General features: G+C 69.8%; 20 protein-coding genes. 4 read left to right on the forward strand and 16 right to left on the reverse strand.

The window, feature by feature from the left end; all coding sequences use genetic code 11:
• Positions 1–7: 7 nt before the first annotated feature.
• The 3 genes from uvrB to coaE form a co-directional block, all read right to left on the reverse strand.
• A complete protein-coding gene (uvrB, locus tag K0817_RS10950; RefSeq protein WP_219981454.1) occupies positions 8–2,089 on the reverse strand; it encodes an excinuclease ABC subunit UvrB in 2,082 nt (693 codons plus the stop codon).
• 93 nt (positions 2,090–2,182) lie between these two features.
• Positions 2,183–2,845 (reverse strand): hypothetical protein, encoded by a 663-nt coding sequence (locus K0817_RS10955; protein WP_219981455.1) that lies wholly within the window; start codon positions 2,843–2,845, stop codon positions 2,183–2,185.
• 26 nt (positions 2,846–2,871) lie between these two features.
• Complete coding sequence (coaE, locus tag K0817_RS10960) at positions 2,872–3,501, reverse strand: dephospho-CoA kinase (RefSeq protein WP_219981456.1); 630 nt, start codon at positions 3,499–3,501, stop codon at positions 2,872–2,874.
• 370 nt (positions 3,502–3,871) lie between these two features.
• Here coaE and K0817_RS10965 point away from each other — a divergent pair, with 370 nt between their 5' ends.
• Positions 3,872–4,708, forward strand: coding sequence for a response regulator transcription factor (locus tag K0817_RS10965; RefSeq protein WP_253735310.1), 837 nt, complete (start codon positions 3,872–3,874; stop codon positions 4,706–4,708).
• 21 nt (positions 4,709–4,729) lie between these two features.
• Here the strand turns inward: K0817_RS10965 and K0817_RS10970 are convergent, their stop codons facing one another.
• The 4 genes from K0817_RS10970 to rpsA all read right to left on the reverse strand — a co-directional run bounded on the left by K0817_RS10970 (position 4,730) and on the right by rpsA (position 9,709).
• The gene (locus tag K0817_RS10970; protein WP_219981457.1) at positions 4,730–5,890 is read right to left on the reverse strand and encodes a hypothetical protein; all 1,161 of its coding nucleotides are present in this window, start codon (positions 5,888–5,890) and stop codon (positions 4,730–4,732) included.
• Positions 5,887–7,563: a cell wall metabolism sensor histidine kinase WalK gene (locus K0817_RS10975; protein WP_219981458.1), complete on the reverse strand. Its 1,677-nt coding sequence runs from the start codon at positions 7,561–7,563 to the stop codon at positions 5,887–5,889. Before K0817_RS10975 ends, K0817_RS10970 begins: the two co-directional genes overlap by 4 nt.
• A gap of 32 nt (positions 7,564–7,595) precedes the next feature.
• Positions 7,596–8,162 carry a GIY-YIG nuclease family protein gene (locus K0817_RS10980; RefSeq protein WP_253735311.1) on the reverse strand — a complete coding sequence of 189 codons (567 nt, stop codon included), beginning with the start codon at positions 8,160–8,162 and terminating at the stop codon, positions 7,596–7,598.
• A gap of 98 nt (positions 8,163–8,260) precedes the next feature.
• Positions 8,261–9,709, reverse strand: a complete 1,449-nt coding sequence (rpsA, locus tag K0817_RS10985) for a 30S ribosomal protein S1 (protein ID WP_219981459.1) — start codon at positions 9,707–9,709, stop codon at positions 8,261–8,263.
• Between the two features lie 280 nt (positions 9,710–9,989).
• On the opposite strand from rpsA, the gene K0817_RS10990 reads away from it, so the two are divergent.
• The gene (locus tag K0817_RS10990; protein WP_219981460.1) at positions 9,990–10,283 is read left to right on the forward strand and encodes a DUF503 domain-containing protein; all 294 of its coding nucleotides are present in this window, start codon (positions 9,990–9,992) and stop codon (positions 10,281–10,283) included.
• 3 nt (positions 10,284–10,286) lie between these two features.
• On the opposite strand, the gene K0817_RS10995 is transcribed toward K0817_RS10990, so the two are convergent.
• A complete protein-coding gene (locus tag K0817_RS10995) occupies positions 10,287–10,931 on the reverse strand; it encodes an SDR family oxidoreductase (RefSeq protein WP_219981461.1) in 645 nt (214 codons plus the stop codon).
• 155 nt (positions 10,932–11,086) lie between these two features.
• Here K0817_RS10995 and K0817_RS11000 point away from each other — a divergent pair, with 155 nt between their 5' ends.
• The gene (locus tag K0817_RS11000) at positions 11,087–12,694 is read left to right on the forward strand and encodes a sodium-dependent transporter (RefSeq protein ID WP_219981462.1); all 1,608 of its coding nucleotides are present in this window, start codon (positions 11,087–11,089) and stop codon (positions 12,692–12,694) included.
• Complete coding sequence (locus K0817_RS11005; RefSeq protein ID WP_219981463.1) at positions 12,691–12,858, forward strand: methionine/alanine import family NSS transporter small subunit; 168 nt, start codon at positions 12,691–12,693, stop codon at positions 12,856–12,858. Before K0817_RS11000 ends, K0817_RS11005 begins: the two co-directional genes overlap by 4 nt.
• Positions 12,859–12,909: 51 nt before the next feature.
• On the opposite strand, the gene K0817_RS11010 is transcribed toward K0817_RS11005, so the two are convergent.
• The 8 genes from K0817_RS11010 to K0817_RS11045 all read right to left on the reverse strand — a co-directional run bounded on the left by K0817_RS11010 (position 12,910) and on the right by K0817_RS11045 (position 19,522).
• Positions 12,910–13,689 (reverse strand): isocitrate lyase/phosphoenolpyruvate mutase family protein, encoded by a 780-nt coding sequence (locus K0817_RS11010; protein ID WP_219981464.1) that lies wholly within the window; start codon positions 13,687–13,689, stop codon positions 12,910–12,912.
• Between the two features lie 42 nt (positions 13,690–13,731).
• Positions 13,732–14,172: a YchJ family metal-binding protein gene (locus tag K0817_RS11015; protein ID WP_308211902.1), complete on the reverse strand. Its 441-nt coding sequence runs from the start codon at positions 14,170–14,172 to the stop codon at positions 13,732–13,734.
• Between the two features lies 1 nt (position 14,173).
• A complete protein-coding gene (locus K0817_RS11020) occupies positions 14,174–14,539 on the reverse strand; it encodes a TraR/DksA C4-type zinc finger protein (protein WP_219981466.1) in 366 nt (121 codons plus the stop codon).
• 49 nt (positions 14,540–14,588) lie between these two features.
• Positions 14,589–14,960, reverse strand: a complete 372-nt coding sequence (locus K0817_RS11025) for a hypothetical protein (protein WP_219981467.1) — start codon at positions 14,958–14,960, stop codon at positions 14,589–14,591.
• 275 nt (positions 14,961–15,235) lie between these two features.
• A complete protein-coding gene (locus tag K0817_RS11030; RefSeq protein WP_219981468.1) occupies positions 15,236–16,546 on the reverse strand; it encodes a DUF6716 putative glycosyltransferase in 1,311 nt (436 codons plus the stop codon).
• On the reverse strand, positions 16,543–17,415 hold the full coding sequence (locus K0817_RS11035; RefSeq protein WP_219981469.1) for an N-acetylneuraminate synthase family protein: 873 nt from the start codon (positions 17,413–17,415) through the stop codon (positions 16,543–16,545). Before K0817_RS11035 ends, K0817_RS11030 begins: the two co-directional genes overlap by 4 nt.
• Positions 17,412–18,614 carry an acylneuraminate cytidylyltransferase gene (locus K0817_RS11040; RefSeq protein WP_219981470.1) on the reverse strand — a complete coding sequence of 401 codons (1,203 nt, stop codon included), beginning with the start codon at positions 18,612–18,614 and terminating at the stop codon, positions 17,412–17,414. The genes K0817_RS11035 and K0817_RS11040 overlap by 4 nt, the downstream gene beginning before the upstream one ends.
• Positions 18,611–19,522 (reverse strand): hypothetical protein, encoded by a 912-nt coding sequence (locus K0817_RS11045; protein WP_219981471.1) that lies wholly within the window; start codon positions 19,520–19,522, stop codon positions 18,611–18,613. The genes K0817_RS11040 and K0817_RS11045 overlap by 4 nt, the downstream gene beginning before the upstream one ends.
• Between the last annotated feature and the right edge of the window lie 41 nt (positions 19,523–19,563).

Here is a 19,563-nt window from a genome sequence, read left to right on the forward strand (position 1 = left end):
CTCGGCGTCAGGCGTGGCCGGCGCGCTCCATGGCGCGCAGCTCCTTCTTGAGATCCTGCACCTCGTCACGCAACCGCGCCGCGAGCTCGAACTTCAGCTCGCCGGCGGCTGCCAGCATCTGCGTGCTCAGGTCGGCGATGGTGGCCTCGAGCTGCTCCGCTCCTTCGGCGGCGATCCCCTCGCGTCGCAGCTGCGGCGTCGGAGACTTGCCCTTGCCGGACTTGTTCTTGGCCGCCGCCTTGCCGCGCAGCATCCGGTCGGTGTCGGAGGCCTCGCGGGCGAGCACCTCGGTGATGTCGGCGATCCGCTTGCGCAGGGGCTGCGGATCGATGCCGCGCTCCTTGTTGTACGCGACCTGCTTCTCGCGGCGCCGGTCGGTCTCTTCGATCGCGTTGCGCATCGAGTCGGTGATGCTGTCGGCGTACATGTGCACCTGGCCCGAGACGTTGCGCGCTGCGCGACCGATGGTCTGGATGAGCGACGTGCCACTGCGGAGGAAGCCCTCTTTGTCGGCATCCAGGATGGCAACCAGCGAGACCTCGGGAAGATCGAGCCCCTCGCGCAGCAGGTTGATGCCGACGAGCACGTCGTACACCCCGGCGCGCAGTTCGCTCAGCAGCTCGACGCGTCGCAGAGTGTCGACGTCGGAATGGAGATAGCGAACGCGGACGCCGTGCTCGCCCAGGAAGTCGGTGAGCTCCTCGGCCATCTTCTTGGTCAGCGTCGTGACGAGCACCCGCTCGTCACGCTCGGTCCTGATGCGGATCTCTTCCAGGAGGTCGTCGATCTGCCCCTTCGACGGCTTGACGATGATCTCGGGATCGACCAGGCCGGTCGGGCGGATGATCTGTTCGACGACGCCGTCGGCGATGCCCATCTCGTAGCGGCCCGGCGTCGCGGAGAGGTACACCGTCTGCCCCACCCGCTCCTTGAACTCGTCCCAGCGCAGCGGGCGGTTGTCCATCGCGCTGGGCAAGCGGAACCCGTGCTCGACGAGTGTCCGCTTGCGCGAGGCATCCCCCTCGTACATCGCACCGATCTGCGGGACGGTGGCATGCGACTCGTCGATGACCATGAGGAAGTCGTCGGGGAAGAAGTCCAGCAGGGTGTGCGGCGGCTCGCCGGGCATGCGGCCGTCGAGGTGACGGGAGTAGTTCTCGATGCCCGAGCAGAAGCCGAGCTGTTGCAGCATCTCGAGGTCGAAGGTGGTCCGCATGCGCAGACGCTGCGCCTCGAGGAGCTTGTTCTGAGACTCGAGCTCGTTCAAGCGCTGCTCGAGCTCGTGCTCGATGGTTCCTATCGCGCGCTGCACCGTCTCGGTCCCCGCCGCGTAATGCGTCGCGGGGAAGATGGGCACCGAGTCCATGCGCTGCAGGACGTCGCCCGTCAGCGGATGCAGCATGTACAGCGCCTCGATCTCGTCGCCGAACATCTCGATGCGGATCGCGTACTCCTCGTACACCGGGATGATCTCGATCGTGTCGCCACGCACGCGGAAGTTGCCGCGCGAGAAGTCCACGTCGTTGCGGTTGTACTGCATCGCGATGAACTTGCGGATGAGCGCATTGCGGTCGTAGCGCTCCCCCACCTGCAGCGCGACCATCGCGCGCAGATACTCCTCGGGCGAGCCGAGACCGTAGATGCACGAGACCGTCGAGACCACCACGACGTCGCGGCGCGAGAGCAGCGAGTTGGTCGTGGAGTGCCGGAGCCGCTCGACTTCGGCGTTGATCGAAGAGTCCTTCTCGATGAAGGTGTCGGTCTGCGGGACGTACGCCTCGGGCTGGTAGTAGTCGTAGTAGCTGACGAAGTACTCCACCGCGTTGTGCGGCATGAGCTCGCGGAACTCATTGGCCAGCTGTGCGGCCAGCGTCTTGTTGTGCGCGAGCACGAGCGTCGGCCGCTGCACGGCCTCGACGAGCCACGCCGTGGTCGCGGACTTTCCGGTTCCGGTCGCACCGAGCAGCACGACATCGGTCTCGCCCGCGTTGATGCGGGCGGCGAGCTCGGCGATCGCTTGCGGCTGGTCCCCCGACGGCTCATAGTCGCTCACGACCTCGAACGGCCGCACGGATCGCGTGGTCTGCACACCTCAAGCGTAGGCGGCCCCTCCGACATCGGGGCCGGCAGACGCATCGCAGCGGGCGTGGGGGCCCACGCCACCGGCCGCGCCGACGAGCGGTCAGCCTCCGAACCCGCCTCCGCCGTCGAACCCGCCGCCGAAGCCTCCGAATCCTCCGTCGAACCCGCCGCCCATCCCGCCGTCGGCGCCGCCGGCGCCCGCCGCGCCGCCGTCGAAGCCGGCACCCGGATCGTAGGTCTCACCGATCCAGCCGGGCTCGGACGCGAGGTGGAGCGATCCGGCACCCATCGTGTAATAGGTCATCACCGCGGTGGAGGCGAGAACGTTGTTCGCCATGAGCAGCATGACGCCGCTGCTCGCGAGCAGTCCGCGCACGTCCAGGCCGTCGCGCGCATCGACCCACGGGAGGTCGTCGCCCCGAGGGTCGGCTCGCGTCGCCGTCGCCGTCACCGTGCCAGACCCGTCTCCGCCCCCGGCCGCTCGCCGGGCGCGGTGCTCCTCCGCCCGGCGGACGAGCCGCGCCAGCACCGTCGGGTCGTCCGTGGCGGCATCGCGCTCGGAATCCGCCATGAACGGACGCAGCTGCTCGAACATCGCGCGGCGCCGCTCGGCGGGCACTTCTCGGAACGCAGAGGCGTGGGCACTCTCGATCACCGACGCCGGCAGTGTGTTGAGCAGGTAGACGTACCGCGCGATGCGCTCTTCCTCGCTCAATGCCTGGTACGGCGTCCGGCGCCGCCGGAATCTCGAAAGCACGCCCATGTGAACCTCCGCCTGTGCGAGAAAGCCTACGCCTCGCTCGCTGCGGCGCGGGCCGCGATGTGCTCATTCAGCCGCTGCCACACCTCGTCGACCTGCCGAAGGGTGTCCTCGAGCGCACCATCGGTGTCGATGACGACATCCGCCACAGCCAGCCTGTCCTCGTCCGATGCCTGCGAGGCGATGCGCGCATCCGCGTCGGAGCCGCTCATGCCGCGCAGCTCGACCAGCCGGCGCCGTCGCACGTCGGCCGGTGCGTGGGCGACGATGACGAGCTCCCACGGATCGCCCACGCGGGCTTCGACGAGAAGCGGGACGTCGTACACCACGACGGTCGCGGGGTCGTCGGCCAGGGCCTCCGCGAAACGCCGTGCCGACTCCGCGCGCACTGCCGGGTGCACGATCGCGTTCAGCTGTGCGACCGCGGCCTCGTCGCCGAACACCCGAGCCCCCAGTGCGGCCCGATCGAGCGACCCGTCGGTTCGGAGCATCCGCTCGCCGAATTCCGCCGCGATCGCGGCGAGCACCCGCGAGCCCGGCTGTTGCACGTCGCGGACGAGCTGATCGGCATCGACGATCACGGCTCCGTGTTCGGCGAGCCGCCGGGCGATCGTGGACTTACCCGACGCGATGCCGCCGGTGAGTGCGACGAGAGGCATGATTCGAGGATGCCACGACCGCACCCCTGGGGCGCGCACACGCGGCCACGGATCCTGGGCGCTTCCTGAGCCGGGCTTGAGCCTGGTCTGAGGACGCGGCGGTACCGTCGAGGCACCCGAGAAGACAGGCCCGCCTGCGGACCTGGGGAGGGCGCGGCACAACCGTCGGAGGTGGCGAAGTGACGTCTGGCGACTGCCCGTCCTATCGCACGCGCCGTGCCGGCATCAGGCGCGGCGGGGTCTGTTCTGGGCACGGCGGAGCGGCGACCGTGGGGGCGGTCGCCGCTCCCGCCGATGCGCGCCGGTGCGCGGGGCGGGACAAGGGGAATGGTCCCGCCCTCCACGGCGCCTATCCGGAGGGAGCGCGCTGATGCCCGGTGTGGAGCACCCGTTCCGCGCCGTGTTCTGGGATATCATGGCCGACGACATCCAGGATCCGGTGAGCGAGTCACCGGATGCGGAAGGTGCATCGGTGGAAGAGTCGCGCGTGGCCGTCGTCATCGAAGACGAGGAGGACATCCGCTCGCTCCTGTCGACCGTCCTCGCTCAGGCCGGATTCGACGTGCACGGCGCCGGAGACGGGCCGACCGGCATCGAGCTGGTGCGCCGGCATCTCCCGCTCGTCACGACCCTCGACGTCAACATGCCCGGCATCGACGGATTCGAAACCGCCAAGCGCATCCGGGCGATCAGCCCGACCTATATCGTGATGCTCAGCGCCCGCACCGAGGAGATCGACGCGCTGCAGGGACTCGAGGCGGGAGCGGACGACTACGTCGCCAAGCCTTTCCGGCCCCGTGAGTTGCGGGCGCGCATCGACGCCATGCTCCGGCGCCCTCGCCACGTGGCGTCGGGCGGCGGCGGCGCCGCCGTGGAGCCCGCCTCAGGCTGGCGGGAGCATCATGGCCTGCGGCTGAACGCCGAGACGCGGCTCGTGACCGTCGACGACGAAGATGTCGATCTCACCCGCAGCGAGTTCGACATCCTCGCCGATCTTCTGGCGGCCGGGCGCCGCGTGCGTGCCAAGTCGGACCTCGCACTGATGCTACGAGGCGAGCAGCACACCGGCTTCGAATTCGTGAGCGACAGCGACGCCCGCGCGATCGAGGTGCACGTCGCGAATCTGCGCCGCAAGCTCGGCGAGTCGCCGTCCCAGCCACGATGGATCGAGACCGTCCGCGGAGTGGGCTACCGGCTGACCGCGTGAGGGTTCCGGCCGGGGATACCGCTACGGCGCGTCACCCATGAGCACCGACGTCTCCACATGGCGGGCCGCGCGACCGGCAGCCTCGCGGGCCGCGCGCATCAGTCCCTCCGGCTCGTCGTCTCCGCTCTGGCTCAGAGCGACCCCGACGCCTACCACCGGGATCACCCCTCCGCCGACCCGTCCCAGATCATCGAAGAGTCCACGGTAGATCGCCGCGGCGTGGTGTCGTGCCTCGTGCGCGGAAGGCATCGCAACGGCGACGAGCAGGCCGGTGACGCCGTCCTCGGCGACCATGGCGTTCGTCGGGGCGTGCGTGCGCACGCCGGCTCGTGCGGCCTCGCCGAGTGCTGCGGCGACCTCGCTGCCGAATGCGGTCGATATCTGCTCGAGGTCTTCGACACGGACCGCGATCACCGCAACGGTCTCGGAGCGCGTGGCGGCGCGCTGGCACAGGCGGGCGAGCCCGGCACCGAACTCGGCCGCCCCGCCGATATCGGCGGCGGATTCGGCGGAGCGCCGCAAATACCCGCGAACCGGCGCACGTGTCGCACGCAGCACAGACGTCACCACGACGGCGACGATCGTGAGGGTCACGGTGAGGAAGCTGGTGCTCAGTGTCCCGAAGACCGACTCGAACAGTTCGCTCCCCGGTCCCGCCATGACGAACACCGTCGTGCGCACCACGTAGTAGAGGGACTGCACGCCCAGGACGGCGCCCAGTACCCAGGCCGTCCGCGACTCTCGCAGCGCCCCCCGCAGGCACTCCGCCGCTCCGGCGCCCGCGAACACCACCAGAGCGATGAACATCCACAGCGCGCCCGCCCAGTCACCACCCTGGCGCCCTTCGACGGTGACAGCGAGGGCGGCCGCGGCGACGGCGCCGGTCACCAGCAGCGACGGCCAGATCATCGGCCGCCCGTTGAAGCGCCGGCATCCGAGCCACATGCATCCGGTGGCGGCGACGAAGGCGGCGTTTCCGACGGCGATCGCCCACCACCCGTCTTCGGATCGTGCCCACACCATGTACGCGAGCGTGGTCAGCATGCCCGAAAGGAAGCCGACGGACCAGATGCGGCCCGCCCCCTCGTCACGACGCAGGAACGTCTCGAGGATGAACAGGATGCCGCTGACATTGACCACGAGCGCGGTCATGACCGTGACGCTGGCGAGGTCGAGGCTCATGAGGTGCTTTCCTCTGTCTCGCGAGCCGGAAGCTTCACGATGAAGGTGGTGCCCGTCCCGAGCGCGCTGTGCAGACCGAGCTCGCCGCCGTGCGCGCGCACGATGTCACGCGTGATCGCCAGGCCGAGCCCGGTTCCCGATCGCCGCCCGCCGCCCGCCTTGTAGTACCTCTGGAAGAGCCGCGAACGGTCGGCCTCGGAGATGCCCACGCCCGTGTCGCGCACCAGGATCCAGCTCGATGCGCCGTCGGTCGTGGTTCCCAGGTAGACGACGCCGCCGTCCTTGTTGTATGTGATCGCATTGGCGACGAGGTTGTCGACGACCTGCCGCAACCGAAGCGGATCGGCCCACACGGGCGCCGGTTCGAGGCCGGTCGTGTCGATCGTGATCCCGCGCGTCTGGGCGCGCGGCACGGCGGCCTCGGCCGCGGGCAGTACGATGTCGCGCGCGTCGACGTGCTGGGGAGCGAGGGATGCCTCGACCGACGAGGGCGAGAAGCTCGAGGCGGTCAGGATGTCGGCGACGATGCGCAGCAGGCGCTCCGCGTTGCGCTCGGCGATGTCCAGATCGGCGCGGACCGTCTCGGGAAGCCCGGGATCCTCGATCGCAAGATCGAGGTATCCCAGGATGGACGTCAGCGGCGTGCGCAGCTCGTGCGAGACCGACGCAATGAGTTCGTCGCGCGCCCGGAGCGCGTTCAGCTCGGACGTGACGTCACGCGAGACCACCACCGCGCCGGCATCTGCCCCGTCGGGATCGGTGAGTCGCCGGGCGCTGATCGTCAGCGCACGTCGCGTCGCCGGATCCGACCCGAACCACACCACCTGGTCGTCGAACGACTCGCCACGCCGGGCGCGCTCCACGGGAAGCTCGCCGGCCGGCAGTCTCGTCGTCCCATCGTCACGGAACGCGGGCTCCACCGACTCGGTGTCCAGAGCCTGCTGCAACCGGGCCTGCGCGTCGTTGGCGACCGTGATCGCGCCGTCCGCGTCAATGCGCACGACACCGAAGTCGACGGCGTCGAGCATCTCGGTGACCACCTGCTCCTGCCGCCGCGTCTGGGCGAGCACGCTGCGCAGCAGCTGCGACTGCTTCGCCAGCAGCATGCGCTGGGCATCGGATCGGCGGGTGATGAGGTGGCTGGTCGTCGCGACCGCGAACAGCACGAGCGGAAGCAGGAGGGTCCGGTAGGTCGCGTCGGCGGCGCTCAACGCGGTGAGCACGCCGGTGATCCCCGCGATGGAGACCGCGGCGGCGACCAGTCCGAGCAGCCCGAAGCTGCCGGCCAGCCACGTCGTCGGAAAGATCCACAGCAGACCCAGCGCCGACTCCGGCGCGGCGATCTGCATGACGGTGATCGCCAGGACATCAAGCGCCGGCACGGCCGCGACCCAGCCTCGAGCCAGCCGGTTCCACGGCACCAGCAGCGTCGCACCGGTGACTGCCATCACAGCCACGACACCGGCGAAGAAGAGCACCGGGTCGCCGGGGAACTCGCTGACGGCGATGAGCGCGCCGAGCACGAACACGACCGACGTCAGCAGCAGCTGGTTCAGGGTCGCGGTGCGATCTCGCGTGCGGTCGACGACATCCGGATCCGGTTCCCGCGCGCGCCATCGCCCGAGAGCCAGTCGGGCAGGCGCGTGCGGGGCGTCCTGCGTGGCGGCACTCATACCGTGACCGTAACGGATGCCGCGCCCCGACGTCAGGACCGGAGGGCGATGGCCTCGCTCACCCACCTGGCGTAACGATCCCAGGGATCGATGTCACCCGCTCGCACGTCGCCGACGTGAGCGAGCAGTCGATCGGATGCCCGGAACCACTCCGTGCCTCCGTGGCGTTCCTGGGCGAACTGCTCGTGCCGACGCCGTTCCAGAGCGCGATCCCCTCGCTCGAAGGCGAGCAGATCCTCGTGCCAGATGGCGGCGAGGCGCTGCCGGGGATTCGCCGATGTGCCGATCTTCACGCGATCGGCGTATCGGAGGTAGTAGACCACGTCGACGCGAGGCGGCGGCAGCTCGTGATCGGGGACCTCGCCATGGCGCCACTCGCACACCGCACACTGCCACCCGGACCGCCAGTGCACACCGAGCCGCGAGCCGCACAGCAGGCACGGCGAGGGCAGCAGATCAGTGACTCCGTGCTCGGCCTCAGACCACTCCGCCACCATGGTGACGTGCCGGTCGCACAACGGTACCGGGACGCCGCCGCGCACGGCGCCGCGGCATCCGTCGTCGTCCACGAGGCATCGCGGCGGTCGTTGCGCGCTCACGCGACGACCCTACGCGCAGCCATCCCCACGAACGGCGAAAGGACCGCCACGCGAGGTGACGGCCCTTTCGGCTGTGCGTCGCAGAGGCGACGGACGGATCAGCGACCCGAGAGCTTCTCGCGCAGCGCAGCGAGGGCCTCGTCATCGGCGAGAGTGCCACCCGACCCGGTCTCAGACGAGAACGAGCTGGAGCCGGTCTCTGCCGGAGCGGCGGCTTCGGCCTCCTGAGCCTTGATGACGGCAGCCTTGTGCGCCTCCCAGCGCGAGTGCGCAGCGGCGTACTCCTGCTCCCACTTCTCGCGCTGCTCGTCGAAGCCTTCCTTCCACTGGTTGGTCTCGGAGTCGAAGCCCTCGGGGTACTTGTACTCCCCGTTCTCGTCGTACTCCGTGACCATGCCGTAGAGGGCCGGGTCGAACTCGGTGCCGAAGGGGTCGACCGACTCGTTCGCCTGCTTGAGCGAGAGCGAGATGCGGCGACGCTCGAGATCGATGTCGATGATCTTGACGAAGACCTCTTCGCCCACCGACACGACCTGCTCGGCGAGTTCGACGTGCTTGCCCGACAGCTCCGAGATGTGCACGAGACCCTCGATGCCGTCCGCGACACGCACGAAGGCGCCGAACGGGACGAGCTTGGTGACCTTGCCCGGCGCGACCTGACCGATCGCGTGCGTGCGGGCGAAGACCTGCCACGGGTCCTCCTGCGTCGCCTTGAGCGACAGCGAGACGCGCTCGCGGTCCAGGTCGACCTCGAGGATCTCGACCGTGACCTCCTGGCCCACCTCGACGACCTCGGATGCGTGCTCGATGTGCTTCCACGAGAGCTCGGAGACGTGCACCAGGCCGTCCACGCCACCCAGGTCGACGAACGCGCCGAAGTTGACGATCGACGAGACCGTGCCCTTGCGGACCTGGCCCTTGTGCAGGTTGTTGAGGAACGTGGTGCGCGACTCGGACTGCGTCTGCTCGAGGAGCGCGCGCCGTGAGAGCACGACGTTGTTGCGGTTCTTGTCGAGCTCGAGGATCTTCGCCTCGATCTCCTGGCCGAGGTACGGCGTCAGGTCGCGGACGCGGCGCAGCTCGATGAGCGAGGCCGGAAGGAAGCCGCGGAGGCCGATGTCGACGATGAGGCCACCCTTGACGACCTCGATCACGGAGCCGGTGACGACACCGTCGGTCTCCTTGATCTTCTCGACGTCACCCCACGCGCGCTCGTACTGCGCGCGCTTCTTGGAGAGGATGAGGCGGCCTTCCTTGTCCTCCTTCTGGAGAACGAGGGCTTCGACCTCGTCGCCGACCTTGACGACCTCGTTGGGGTCGACGTCGTGCTTGATGGAAAGCTCACGCGAGGGGATGACGCCCTCGGTCTTGTAACCGACGTCGAGGAGGACCTCGTCGCGGTCGATCTTCACCACGGTGCCCTCGATCAGGTCGCCGTCGTTGAAGAACTTCAGAGTCTTCTCGACCGCGGCCAGGAAGTCCTCGGCAGATCCGATGTCGTTGATCGCGACCTGCTTGGTGGCCGGGGCGGTCGTTGCGCTAGTCATGTAGTGGGTTGTCCTTGTTGGGTTGGGTGTCGGGCCTCGGCACGTCGCGGTGTCTTGCTTCAGAACGCTGAGCGAGCGAAGCGGGACGAAGCGCGAGCCGAGGCGAAGCGGATTCTTTTCGTGCGATGTCACATGGTCCTTGCGGATCCTCGGCGCCGGTGTCGACCGGTCGCCTAGGCGTGGCGAGATAGCCACACGAGTGACGGTCCAGGGTACCAGAACGCAGGGGTCCGCCGCGATGTTCCGTCCCGTTGCGAATCGGGCCTGCCACGATGGAGGCATGTGGATCGGGTGGATCGAGTTCGACCTGCTGCTGGGCGATGTGCACTCCCTCAAGGAGAAGCGAAGCATCCTGCGCCCGATCATCGCCGATCTGAGCCGGCGGACCGAGGCCGCCGTCGCGGAGGTCGCCGATCATGATCTCCACCGGCGCGCCGTCGTCGGCGTGGCTGTCGTGGCATCGGGGTCTTCGCACGTGCGGGACGTTCTCGACCGCGCCGAGCGGACGGTGGCCGACCGGCTGGAGATCACTCTCCTCTCGGCGCGGCGAGGCCTGCACTCCAGCGACGATTGACCCTCAGCCGGCGACCGCGCGGCCGATCGGCTCGTTCCCGCCGCCGAAGCGGATCGTGCGCCCGATGGTGGAGTCGTCGGCGATCGTCGCCGCGATCACGGCGGCCACATCGGCGCGCGACACCGCACCGGCACCCTCGGGATCCACCTCGATGCGCCCTGTCGCCGGCTCGAGCGTGAGCGAGCCCGGCGCCAGGATGGTCCAGTCGAGCCCGGACCCGGCCAGATGCTGGTCTGCCTCCCACTTGGCCTGCGCATAGGGGAAGAACGTCGAATCTGCGGGGACTCCATGGTCGGCCCGGGAGCCGATCCACGAGACCATGACGTAGCGCACCGCCCCGGCAGCCGCTGCGGCATCCATCGTCCGGACCGCGGCGTCGCGGTCGACGGCATACGTGCGATGCGGATCGCCGCCGCCGGCCCCGGCGGACCACACGACGACGTCGTTGCCGCTGATGAGGTTGGTCAGCTGCTCGAGGTCGAAGGACTCGATGTCGGCCACGAGCGGCTGAGCGCCCGTGCCGGCGACGTCGGCCTCGTGGGCGGGATTGCGCACGACAGCGGTCACGGTGTGCCCGCCTGCCACGAGCAGCGGCTCGAGCAGGAGGGCGACCTTGCCGTGCCCGCCGAAGATCAGGATGCGTGCCATGGGGTGTCTCCTTCGTCGCCGGGTGCACCGTCGCCCTCGAGCCTATGCCGACGCGCAACGGCCGCGAGATGCTCTGGAGGAAACCAACCGTCCGCTGCTAGCGTGCCAGGGGCAGGGCCGGTTCGACCGGCAGGACCGCTGAAGGGAACGAAGACGTGACCGACGCCGAAGGCTCCCCCGCAACCCGGACGACCGCCGCGAAACCGCGCGAGGAATGGACCGGCCAGCTGGGATTCATCCTGTCCGCCATCGGCTCGGCCGTGGGCCTGGGCAACATCTGGCGATTCCCGGGCGTGGCCTACGAGAACGGCGGCGGCGCGTTCCTCATCCCCTACCTGGTCGCGCTGCTCACCGCCGGCATCCCGATCCTCTTCCTCGACTACGCACTCGGCCATCGCTTCCGCGGTGCGGCGCCGACGGCGTTCCGTCGGGTCGGAAGGGCCTTCGGTCGCTGGACCGAGTCACTCGGCTGGTTCCAGGTCGCCATCGCCTTCGTCATCGGGCTGTACTACACGGTGGTGATCGCGTGGGCGCTCAGCTACTTCGTGTTCTCTTTCGACCTTCGCTGGGGCGATGACCCGGCCGGGTTCCTCACCGGCGAATACCTCCGCGTCGGCGAGCCGGGGATCAGCTTCGAGTTCGTGCCGAACGTGCTGATCCCCCTGGCGATCGTGTGGATCGCCGCGATCGTCGTGCTCGCCGCCGGCGTCGCGAAGGGACTGCAGCGCGTGAACGTCGTGTTCCTCCCGCTCCTGGTCGTGGCGTTCCTCATCCTGGTCGTTCGTGCGCTGTTCCTGGACGGCGCCGCGGAAGGACTGAACGCGCTGTTCACCCCGAACTGGGCAGCCCTCGCCGACCCCAACGTGTGGATCGCGGCCTACAGCCAGATCTTCTTCTCGCTGTCGATCGCGTTCGGCATCATGATCACGTACGCCTCGTACCGTCGCCGCCGGTCCAACCTGACCTCTCCGGGCCTCGTCGTCGCCTTCGCGAACTCGTCGTTCGAGATCCTGGCGGGCATCGGCGTCTTCGCGACCCTGGGCTTCTTCGCCTTCCAGCAGGGCATCGCGGTCGCAGAGCTCGAGGGGCTGACGGGCGTCGGGCTCTCATTCATCACATTCCCCGCCATCGTGTCGCAGATGCCCGGAGGTCCGCTGTTCGGCTGCCTCTTCTTCGGGTCGCTCACCCTTGCCGGATTCACTTCGCTGATATCGGTGCTGCAGGTGGTGTCGGCGGCGATCCAGGAGAAGTTCCGGCTGTCCCGGCGCGCGGCCGCGGTGGGTATCGGAGGCGTGTCTGCTGTGCTGTCGCTGCTGCTGTTCTCCACGACGACCGGCCTGCTCGCCCTCGACGTCACGGATCAGTGGGCCAACAACATCGGCATTGTGGCGTCCGCCGTCATCATGACCATCCTGATCATCTGGGTGCTCCGTCGAGGACAGGAGCTGCGCTACCACCTCAATGCCGTCTCCACCTTCAAGGTGGGACGCATCTGGATCGCGCTCGTCGGCGTCGTGGCACCCGTGGTGCTGGGATACATGCTCATCTCCCGCATCGTCGCCCTCATCGTGGAGGGCTACGCGGACATGCCGAGCTGGTACCTGCTGCTCTTCGGATGGGGCACCATCGCGTTCCTCGTCGTCGCTGCGATCGTCATGACCGCGCTCCGGTGGCGCGAGTCCCCCGATGACTTCGCCCCGTGGCCGGAATATCCCCCGGCGTCCGAACCCGCCGCGGCGACCGACAGGAAGGTGTCGTCATGACCCCGCTCGCGATCACGTTCCTGGTGCTCGCCGTCGTCGTCGTGTGGGGCGGACTGGTGGCCAGCACGCTCTTCTTGCGCCGCCGTCCCGACGTTGCGGAGTATCCGCCGGGCGCCCCCGACGATCATCGGCAGGATGACGCGCCGGTCGTGCACGACACCTGACCCGTCGCCCACCCCGGGCGGCTCACGACGGGTTCGGTGGAGCCGGGACGCTCAGTTGAGACTGCGCGTCGACGCCGGGATCGCACCGTCGCGGTACAGCTCGGCCGCGACATCCTGCAGCGCCGTGAGCGCGACCCGCTGCGGCATCGGTCCGTACGAGACCCGGGCAACGCCCAGTGCCTCGTACTGCGCGGCAAGCAGAGTGCCGGGCAGCCCGATCACACTGACCTTGCGCTCGCCGATCCCGTCGACCAACCGGCGGGTCACGTCGGCATCGAGAATGCCGGGTACGAAGATGAGGTCCGCTCCTGCGGAGAGATACGCCCTTCCCCGCTCGATCGCGTCGTCGACGGACGCCTCGACCGGTCGGTCGCCCGCGCGGACGAAGGCATCGGTGCGGGCGTTGAGCACGAACGGGACGCCTTCGGCCTCTCCGGCAGCGACGATCGCCTCGATCGCCGCGACGGACTCGTCGAGGGGGCGTAGCCGGTCCTCGACGTTCGCACCGACGATTCCCTTGTCGATCGCGCGGCGCACCGTCTCTCCGGGATCCCCGAATCCGGCGTCCAGGTCGGCGCTGACCGGCAGGTCGCCCACGGACTCGACGATGCGGCCGACCATGTCGAGCATGAGATCCCTCGGGATGTTCTCGCCGTCGGCGTAGCCGAACGTCGCGGCGATGGCGTGACCCGCCGTGGCGATCGCCCGGGTCTCGGGGAGTGCCGCGATCGCCTTGGCCGACACGACGTCCCACACGTTCACCATCCGCAGGATCTCGGGGGCGGCGTGCAGTCGTGCGAGGGTCTGTGCCTTCTCGGCCTGAGTGGTCATGTCTCAACGCTAGCGGGCACCGGCGGACCGGAGGCGCGCAGATCAGATCGCCGTCACCTGTCCGTCGACGTACCACCAGCTGCCGCTCTGCCGCACGAAACGGCTGCGTTCGTGCAGCTCGCCCTGTTCTGCCCCGTGGCGCCAGGTCGCACGGAACTCCACAGTCCCGCGCGCATCTTCCGGGCCGCCGGCCTGCGTCTGGACGATCTCGAGCCCTGTCCAGCGCAGCGCGGGGTCCAGCGTCACGTCGTCCGGTCGTGTGCCGGGATGCCATGACGCAGCGAGATACCGCGCGTCACCCACGACGAACGCGGTGTACCGCGACCGCATGAGCCGCTCCGCGGTCCGCGCGGGCCTCCCCGCGAGGACGGCGCCGCAGCATCCGTCGAACCACTCCCCACTGCCGCAAGGGCAGTCCGCCCCGGCCGCGACACGGGCGAAGCCCTCGCGTGGCACGCCGGACGCCGCCCGACCGAAGGACACCTCAGGCCCCCGCCTTCTCGGCGCACGTCACGCAACGCGTCGCGAACGGACGGGCGCGCAGACGAGCGATCGGGATGCCACGACCGCAGTCGACGCAGACGCCGTAGGTGCCGGCCTCCCACCGCTGCACGGCGTCGTCGATCTCCGCGCTCTCGCGGCGTGCGGCGTCCTGCAGACCCACCGCGCGTGCCCACTCGCCCGACAGGGTCACGCCCTCGGGGTCGTGCTCATCGTCGGCCACGGCCGAGCCCCTGTCCTCCCGGAGCTCGGCGATCGTCGCATCCATCGCGACCAGGCGCGCGTTCGCGTTCGCGCGGAGCTCGTCCAGGAGCTCTCGGAGCTCGGTCCGATGAGCAGCGGTGGTCATCGCACGACAGTACGCCGGATCCGGACCGGGCAGTCGGAAACGAGCCGCATCACCCCGAGACCTCCACGGTGAAGGTCACGTCCTGGATCCCGCCGTTCTCGTTCGACAGGACGACCGTGGTGGTGCCATCGGCCAGAGCCTCGACCCCCGGGTTGTACGTCGCCCCTCCCTCTTCGCGGCCGGCGACGAAGGTCGCGACCTCGGGATCGGCGACTTCGCCGCGGTAGCTGTCGACGGCGAGGTCGCCGGTGTCGATGTTGAGCACCTGCCCGACCACGAGGTCCACCGTCGCACCCTGGAGTGTGCCCACGTCACGTGTCACCGGGGCGACGACCGGCGCCGGGGATGCGCACCCGGCCAGGAACAGCCCCGAACCGGCGGCGGCGAGGACGAGGGCGATCAGGCGCGTCGAGGTGGTCATGCCGTCATGATGGCAGGCCGTCGCCCCCGTGGCCAGCATGAGGCGAACGTCGGGGAGGGCCATAAGGATCTCCCAGGTCTCGGTGGAATCCTGACGCAGGCGTCGCCGTGCGAGACACCCGAATCTCGCCGGCGACGCTCACGGGAGAGCGAGCCCCTTCCTCGTGTCCGACCCCCCGGGCACGAGGGGTGGTCTCATCGACCGCCCGGAGCCGGCGATCCGCGAACCCCCCACGCGGTCGCCGGCTTCCTCGGGTCGCAGATGCCGCCCTGCGCTCACGCTGCGGGTTCGGCGCTCCGACCGAGCACGAACGTGCGCCGCGCCCGATGCACGAGGCGCACGACGGCCCGCACCGGGACGCCGATCGTGTAGGCGATCGCCCCCGAGGCGGATGTGTCGCTTCGGCCCAAGGCGACGCGGCGTTCCCACGCGTCGCGCAGTGCTCCCCCGCGTCGTGGCAGCGCCGCACGCGGCGGCAGTTCTCCCGCTCGCCGCCGTGTGATGAGCTCGGCCGCCACCTCTTCCCAGTCGTCGGCCTCGGCGGGGTGGAAGTAGTTGTCATGCAGCCAGCCGGCGGCGGGATGCCGCAACCGTCGCGCCACGATGTCTTCCTCGCTTCCGAGCAGACCGGCGTCCGCGAGAGTCTCGTTGATGAGGGCCCGCGACACGCCGAACGTGTCGAGCGCGATCACCGGAAGGCCGCGCGCGATCGCCTCGATCGCGGCGGTCGAGCTCACGGTGACGAGCCCTTGGGCCGTGTCGAGCGCTCTGCTCATGGGCGCCGTGGAGGTCACCAGGTTCGGGGGCAGCGGACCGAATGTCGCGAGCAGCTCGGGATAGCCGTCATGCTCGATGTGCGTCTGGTGCTCGCCGTCCGCCGCGCGCAGCTTCACCACGACCCGGCGCGACGGGTCGGCCTGTGCCGCGCGGACGAGCATGCGGGCGATGCGCAACCGGTCGGTGCGGGTGGCGGGCACCCGCGCCTGGGCCGCGAAGACCAGGTCGGTAGGGGGTCGCTCCCCGCTTGCCTGCGATGCCTCATCGCCGACCGACCCCGCACCGCCACCGGTGCGGGCGAACGGCAGCGTCGCCAGCGCGAAGCGCGCGCCGAAGCCGGTCCGCTCCGACAGCGCCGTGAACTCCCGCAGCTCGCGCCGCGAATGCACGATGAACTGGTCGCACTGGGTCCGGTAGACGAGCGCCTTCCGCGTCGCAGGGATGGAGATCCCTGGAAGACCGGTCACGATCACCGGTCGCGGCCGGAGCGCGGCGACGTCGCGAGCCAGCACGCGCACCAGCGGCCCCCGCGCGGCCAGCAGCACGGCATCCGGCCGCAGTTCCCCCAGCCGCGCCGACAAGCGCGCGTACGGGATTCGCTCGACGTCGTGCGTGGCGAGCCCGGAGTCGCTCAGCGCGGCAGCGCGCTGCGACTCGCTCACGACGAGCGGGGTCTCGAGCACCAGCAGAGTGACATCGTGTCGGTCGGCGACGGTGCCCAGGAGAGCCGCCGCCCACTTCACGTACGAATCGGTGTCGGCGATCGCGATGATCCGCGACCGGACGCCCGCGCGTGAACCGCCCCTCACGCCGGGACGCGGCGCAGCTTCGCCATGGGTGCGAGCTCGCTCTGGTAGACGCGCTTGACGCCGTCGCCGAGCGCCGCCTCGATGACACGGATGTCGCGCACCAGGTGCTGCAGGCCCGTGGGCTCCAGCGAGGCGGCGTGGTCCGAGCCCCACATCGTGCGGTCGAGGGTGATGTGGCGCTCGACGGCGACGGCGCCCAGCGCGATTGCCGCCAACGAGATCTGCAGGCCGCGCTCGTGTCCGGAGTAGCCGACGGGCACGCCGGGGAAGCGCTCGCGGAGCGCCGGGATCATCCGCAGGTTCGCCTCACCGGGCTCCATCGGATACGTCGACGTCGCATGCATGAGCAGGAGCCGCTCGGTGCCGAGCACGTCGATCGCCCCGTCGATCTCGGCGATCGTCGACATGCCGGTCGAGAGGATGACCGTCTTGCCGGTGTCGCGCAGCGCCCGCAGCAGATCGTGGTCGGTCAGCGAAGCGGACGCGACCTTGTGGGCGTGCACACCGAGGTCTTCGAGGAACGCGACACTGGGCTCGTCCCAGGGCGAGGCGAACCACTCCAGGCCGCGGAGCATCGCGTGATCCGAGATCTCGATGTACTGATCGCGGTCGAACTCCACGCGGTACCGGTACTCGAGGTACGTCATGGTGCCCCACGGCGTCTCGCGCGGGATGTCGCGCATGTGCTCGGGCGTCGCGATCTCGGGAGTGCGCTTCTGGAACTTCACCGCGTCGGCTCCGGCGTCCGCCGCGACGTCGATGAGGCGCCTGGCCAGCTCCACGTCGCCGTTGTGGTTGAGTCCGATCTCGGCGATGACGTAGGCGGGGCGCCCGCCTCCGATGACGCGGGAACCGATCGTGACGGTCATGATGCCTCCTGTGGTGCGGTGAAGGGGTCGGTCAGGGCAGGTGCTGCGGAGCGCGCGGCGAGGACGCGTTCGGCGAGGTCGCGCACGGCGCCGTCGCCGCCGGGACGATCGAGCACCACGCGCGCGGCGGCCAGAACGAGTGGATGCGCGTCGGGCACGGCCACCGGCCACCCGACGATCTCCAGGCAGGGCAGGTCGTTGACGTCATTGCCCAGATAGGCGATGCGAGAAAGCGGGATACCGCGCGCCGACGCCCACTCGCGCAGCGCCGTCGCCTTGTCGCCGGCGTTCTGCAGCACCTCCACGCCGAGCTTGCGCCCGCGCGCGGCGACGACCGGGTTGGACTCCGTCGACAGGATGAGCAGCGGGATGCCGGCCGCGCGCAGCAGCGAGACGCCCATGCCGTCGGCGCGACTCACGGTCACCGCCTCGACGCCCGCCTGATCCACACGCACCGTGTCGTCGGTGTGCACGCCGTCGAAGTCGGTCACCACCGCATCCGCTCGCACGGGTGCAGAACGGTCCACGAGCGGTGCCAGAGCCCGGGCGACGTCGAGCTCCTCCGGGGTGTCGATCTCGATCGCGGTGCGAGGCTCCACCTCGGCGATGCCGACGCTGCCGAAGAAGCGGTGCCCCCCGGCACGGAAGCCGGCGGCACGCAGCACATAGAAGGCGCCGGTCTCGAGATAGTGCGGATCGCGGTCCTGCCGGCGCGGTCGCACATCCATGTCGTGATTGATCGCCTGCGCGGCGCCGCCGGCACCCTTCTCCCACAAGAAGCCGTACGTCTCGATCGCCGAGAAGACGCTGTCGCGACGCCTCGATCGCACGAGCTGGACCGCATCGGTGAGGGCGTCGATATCGATGAACGGCGAGGTCGGCTGCAGGAACGCGACCACCCCCACCTCCACGCCCCGTGCTTCCAGCTCGCCGATGGCGTGCAGTAGCGCACTCTCGGACGACGCCTGATCGTCGGCCAGCCGGCCGGGCCGCTCGACGATCTCGGCGCCCCACTCCTCGGCGACCGCAGCGATGTCGCCGTCGTCGGTGGTGACCACGACGCGGTCTATCGCCGCACAGCGCTGCGCAGCATCCACCGCTCGCGCCACCAGCGGCACACCGCCCACGCGTCGCAGATTCTTGCGCGGAATCCCCTGTGATCCTCCACGCGCAGGGATGATCGCCACGACCTCGCTCATGCGCTGACCACCCCTGTTGCCCCGCGCAGTACGCGCGTGTGCAGACGCGAGCCCGTCCCGGCCAGGACGAGCGGAATGGTCGTCGTCGTACTGGAGGGCAGCGTGTGGATGTCGAGGGGTTCACGCGCACCCGCAAGCACCAGTTCCACCGGGAGCCGCGTCTCGCGGATGCGAAGCCCGGGGGTCGCGGCGACCGCAGAGAGCTGCTCCGGCGTCTCGCGACGATGCGGCAGATAGACCGCGTCTCCTGCTGTGACCTCCCTGACCCAGGCGAGGTAACCCGCGAGAGGCATCCGTCCGTCGACCGGCCGCGCGCTGCCCAGCACGATACGACTCCCGAGCTCGGGGGCCGCCGGCGCACTGGCGCGGGTCCACGCGAAGTCATGGCGACGGATGCCGAAACCCCGGTCGGACAGCGCGTCCAACCGGTCCTCCCCCAGATCGAAGGCGGTGAAGATCTCAACACGCCGGGCTGCCGCCCGCCGGCGCACCATCTCTGCGGCAAAGGGAGCGGCCACGGTCGTGAGGCCGCGCTCGGCGATCGAGGGGCGGGCGTAGGGTCGGCGACCGAGCAGCGTGTCGGCGTACGCGAGCGCGAGGGCGCCGTCGTCGAGGAAGCTGATCCGGTGCGGCCTCAGCACGCTCGCGGCCAGCCGGAACTGTCCCGAGAACCCGTCGCCCACGAGCCAGTGCCCGTGGCGGGCGAGGAGGCTCCACGGAATGCCGAGGTACGGCTCGAGATCGCGGAACCGCGCGCCGCGGGAGACGAGCTCATCGGCGGTCTCGGAGATCTGCGCCGTGAGACGGCCCGCGACGGGGATCGTGATGCGGTGGTCGGCGGCCCACTCGGCGGCGCCGAGCAGCTGCAGCGGCGATTCCACCCATGCCAGCACGTCTTGGGTGCCCATGTCGCCTCCTCCGACGCCTCAGCGGCTGCGCGGCCGCGCGC

The organism is Microbacterium sp. HD4P20 (assembly GCF_019449275.2).
Classification (GTDB): Bacteria; Actinomycetota; Actinomycetes; order Actinomycetales; family Microbacteriaceae; genus Microbacterium.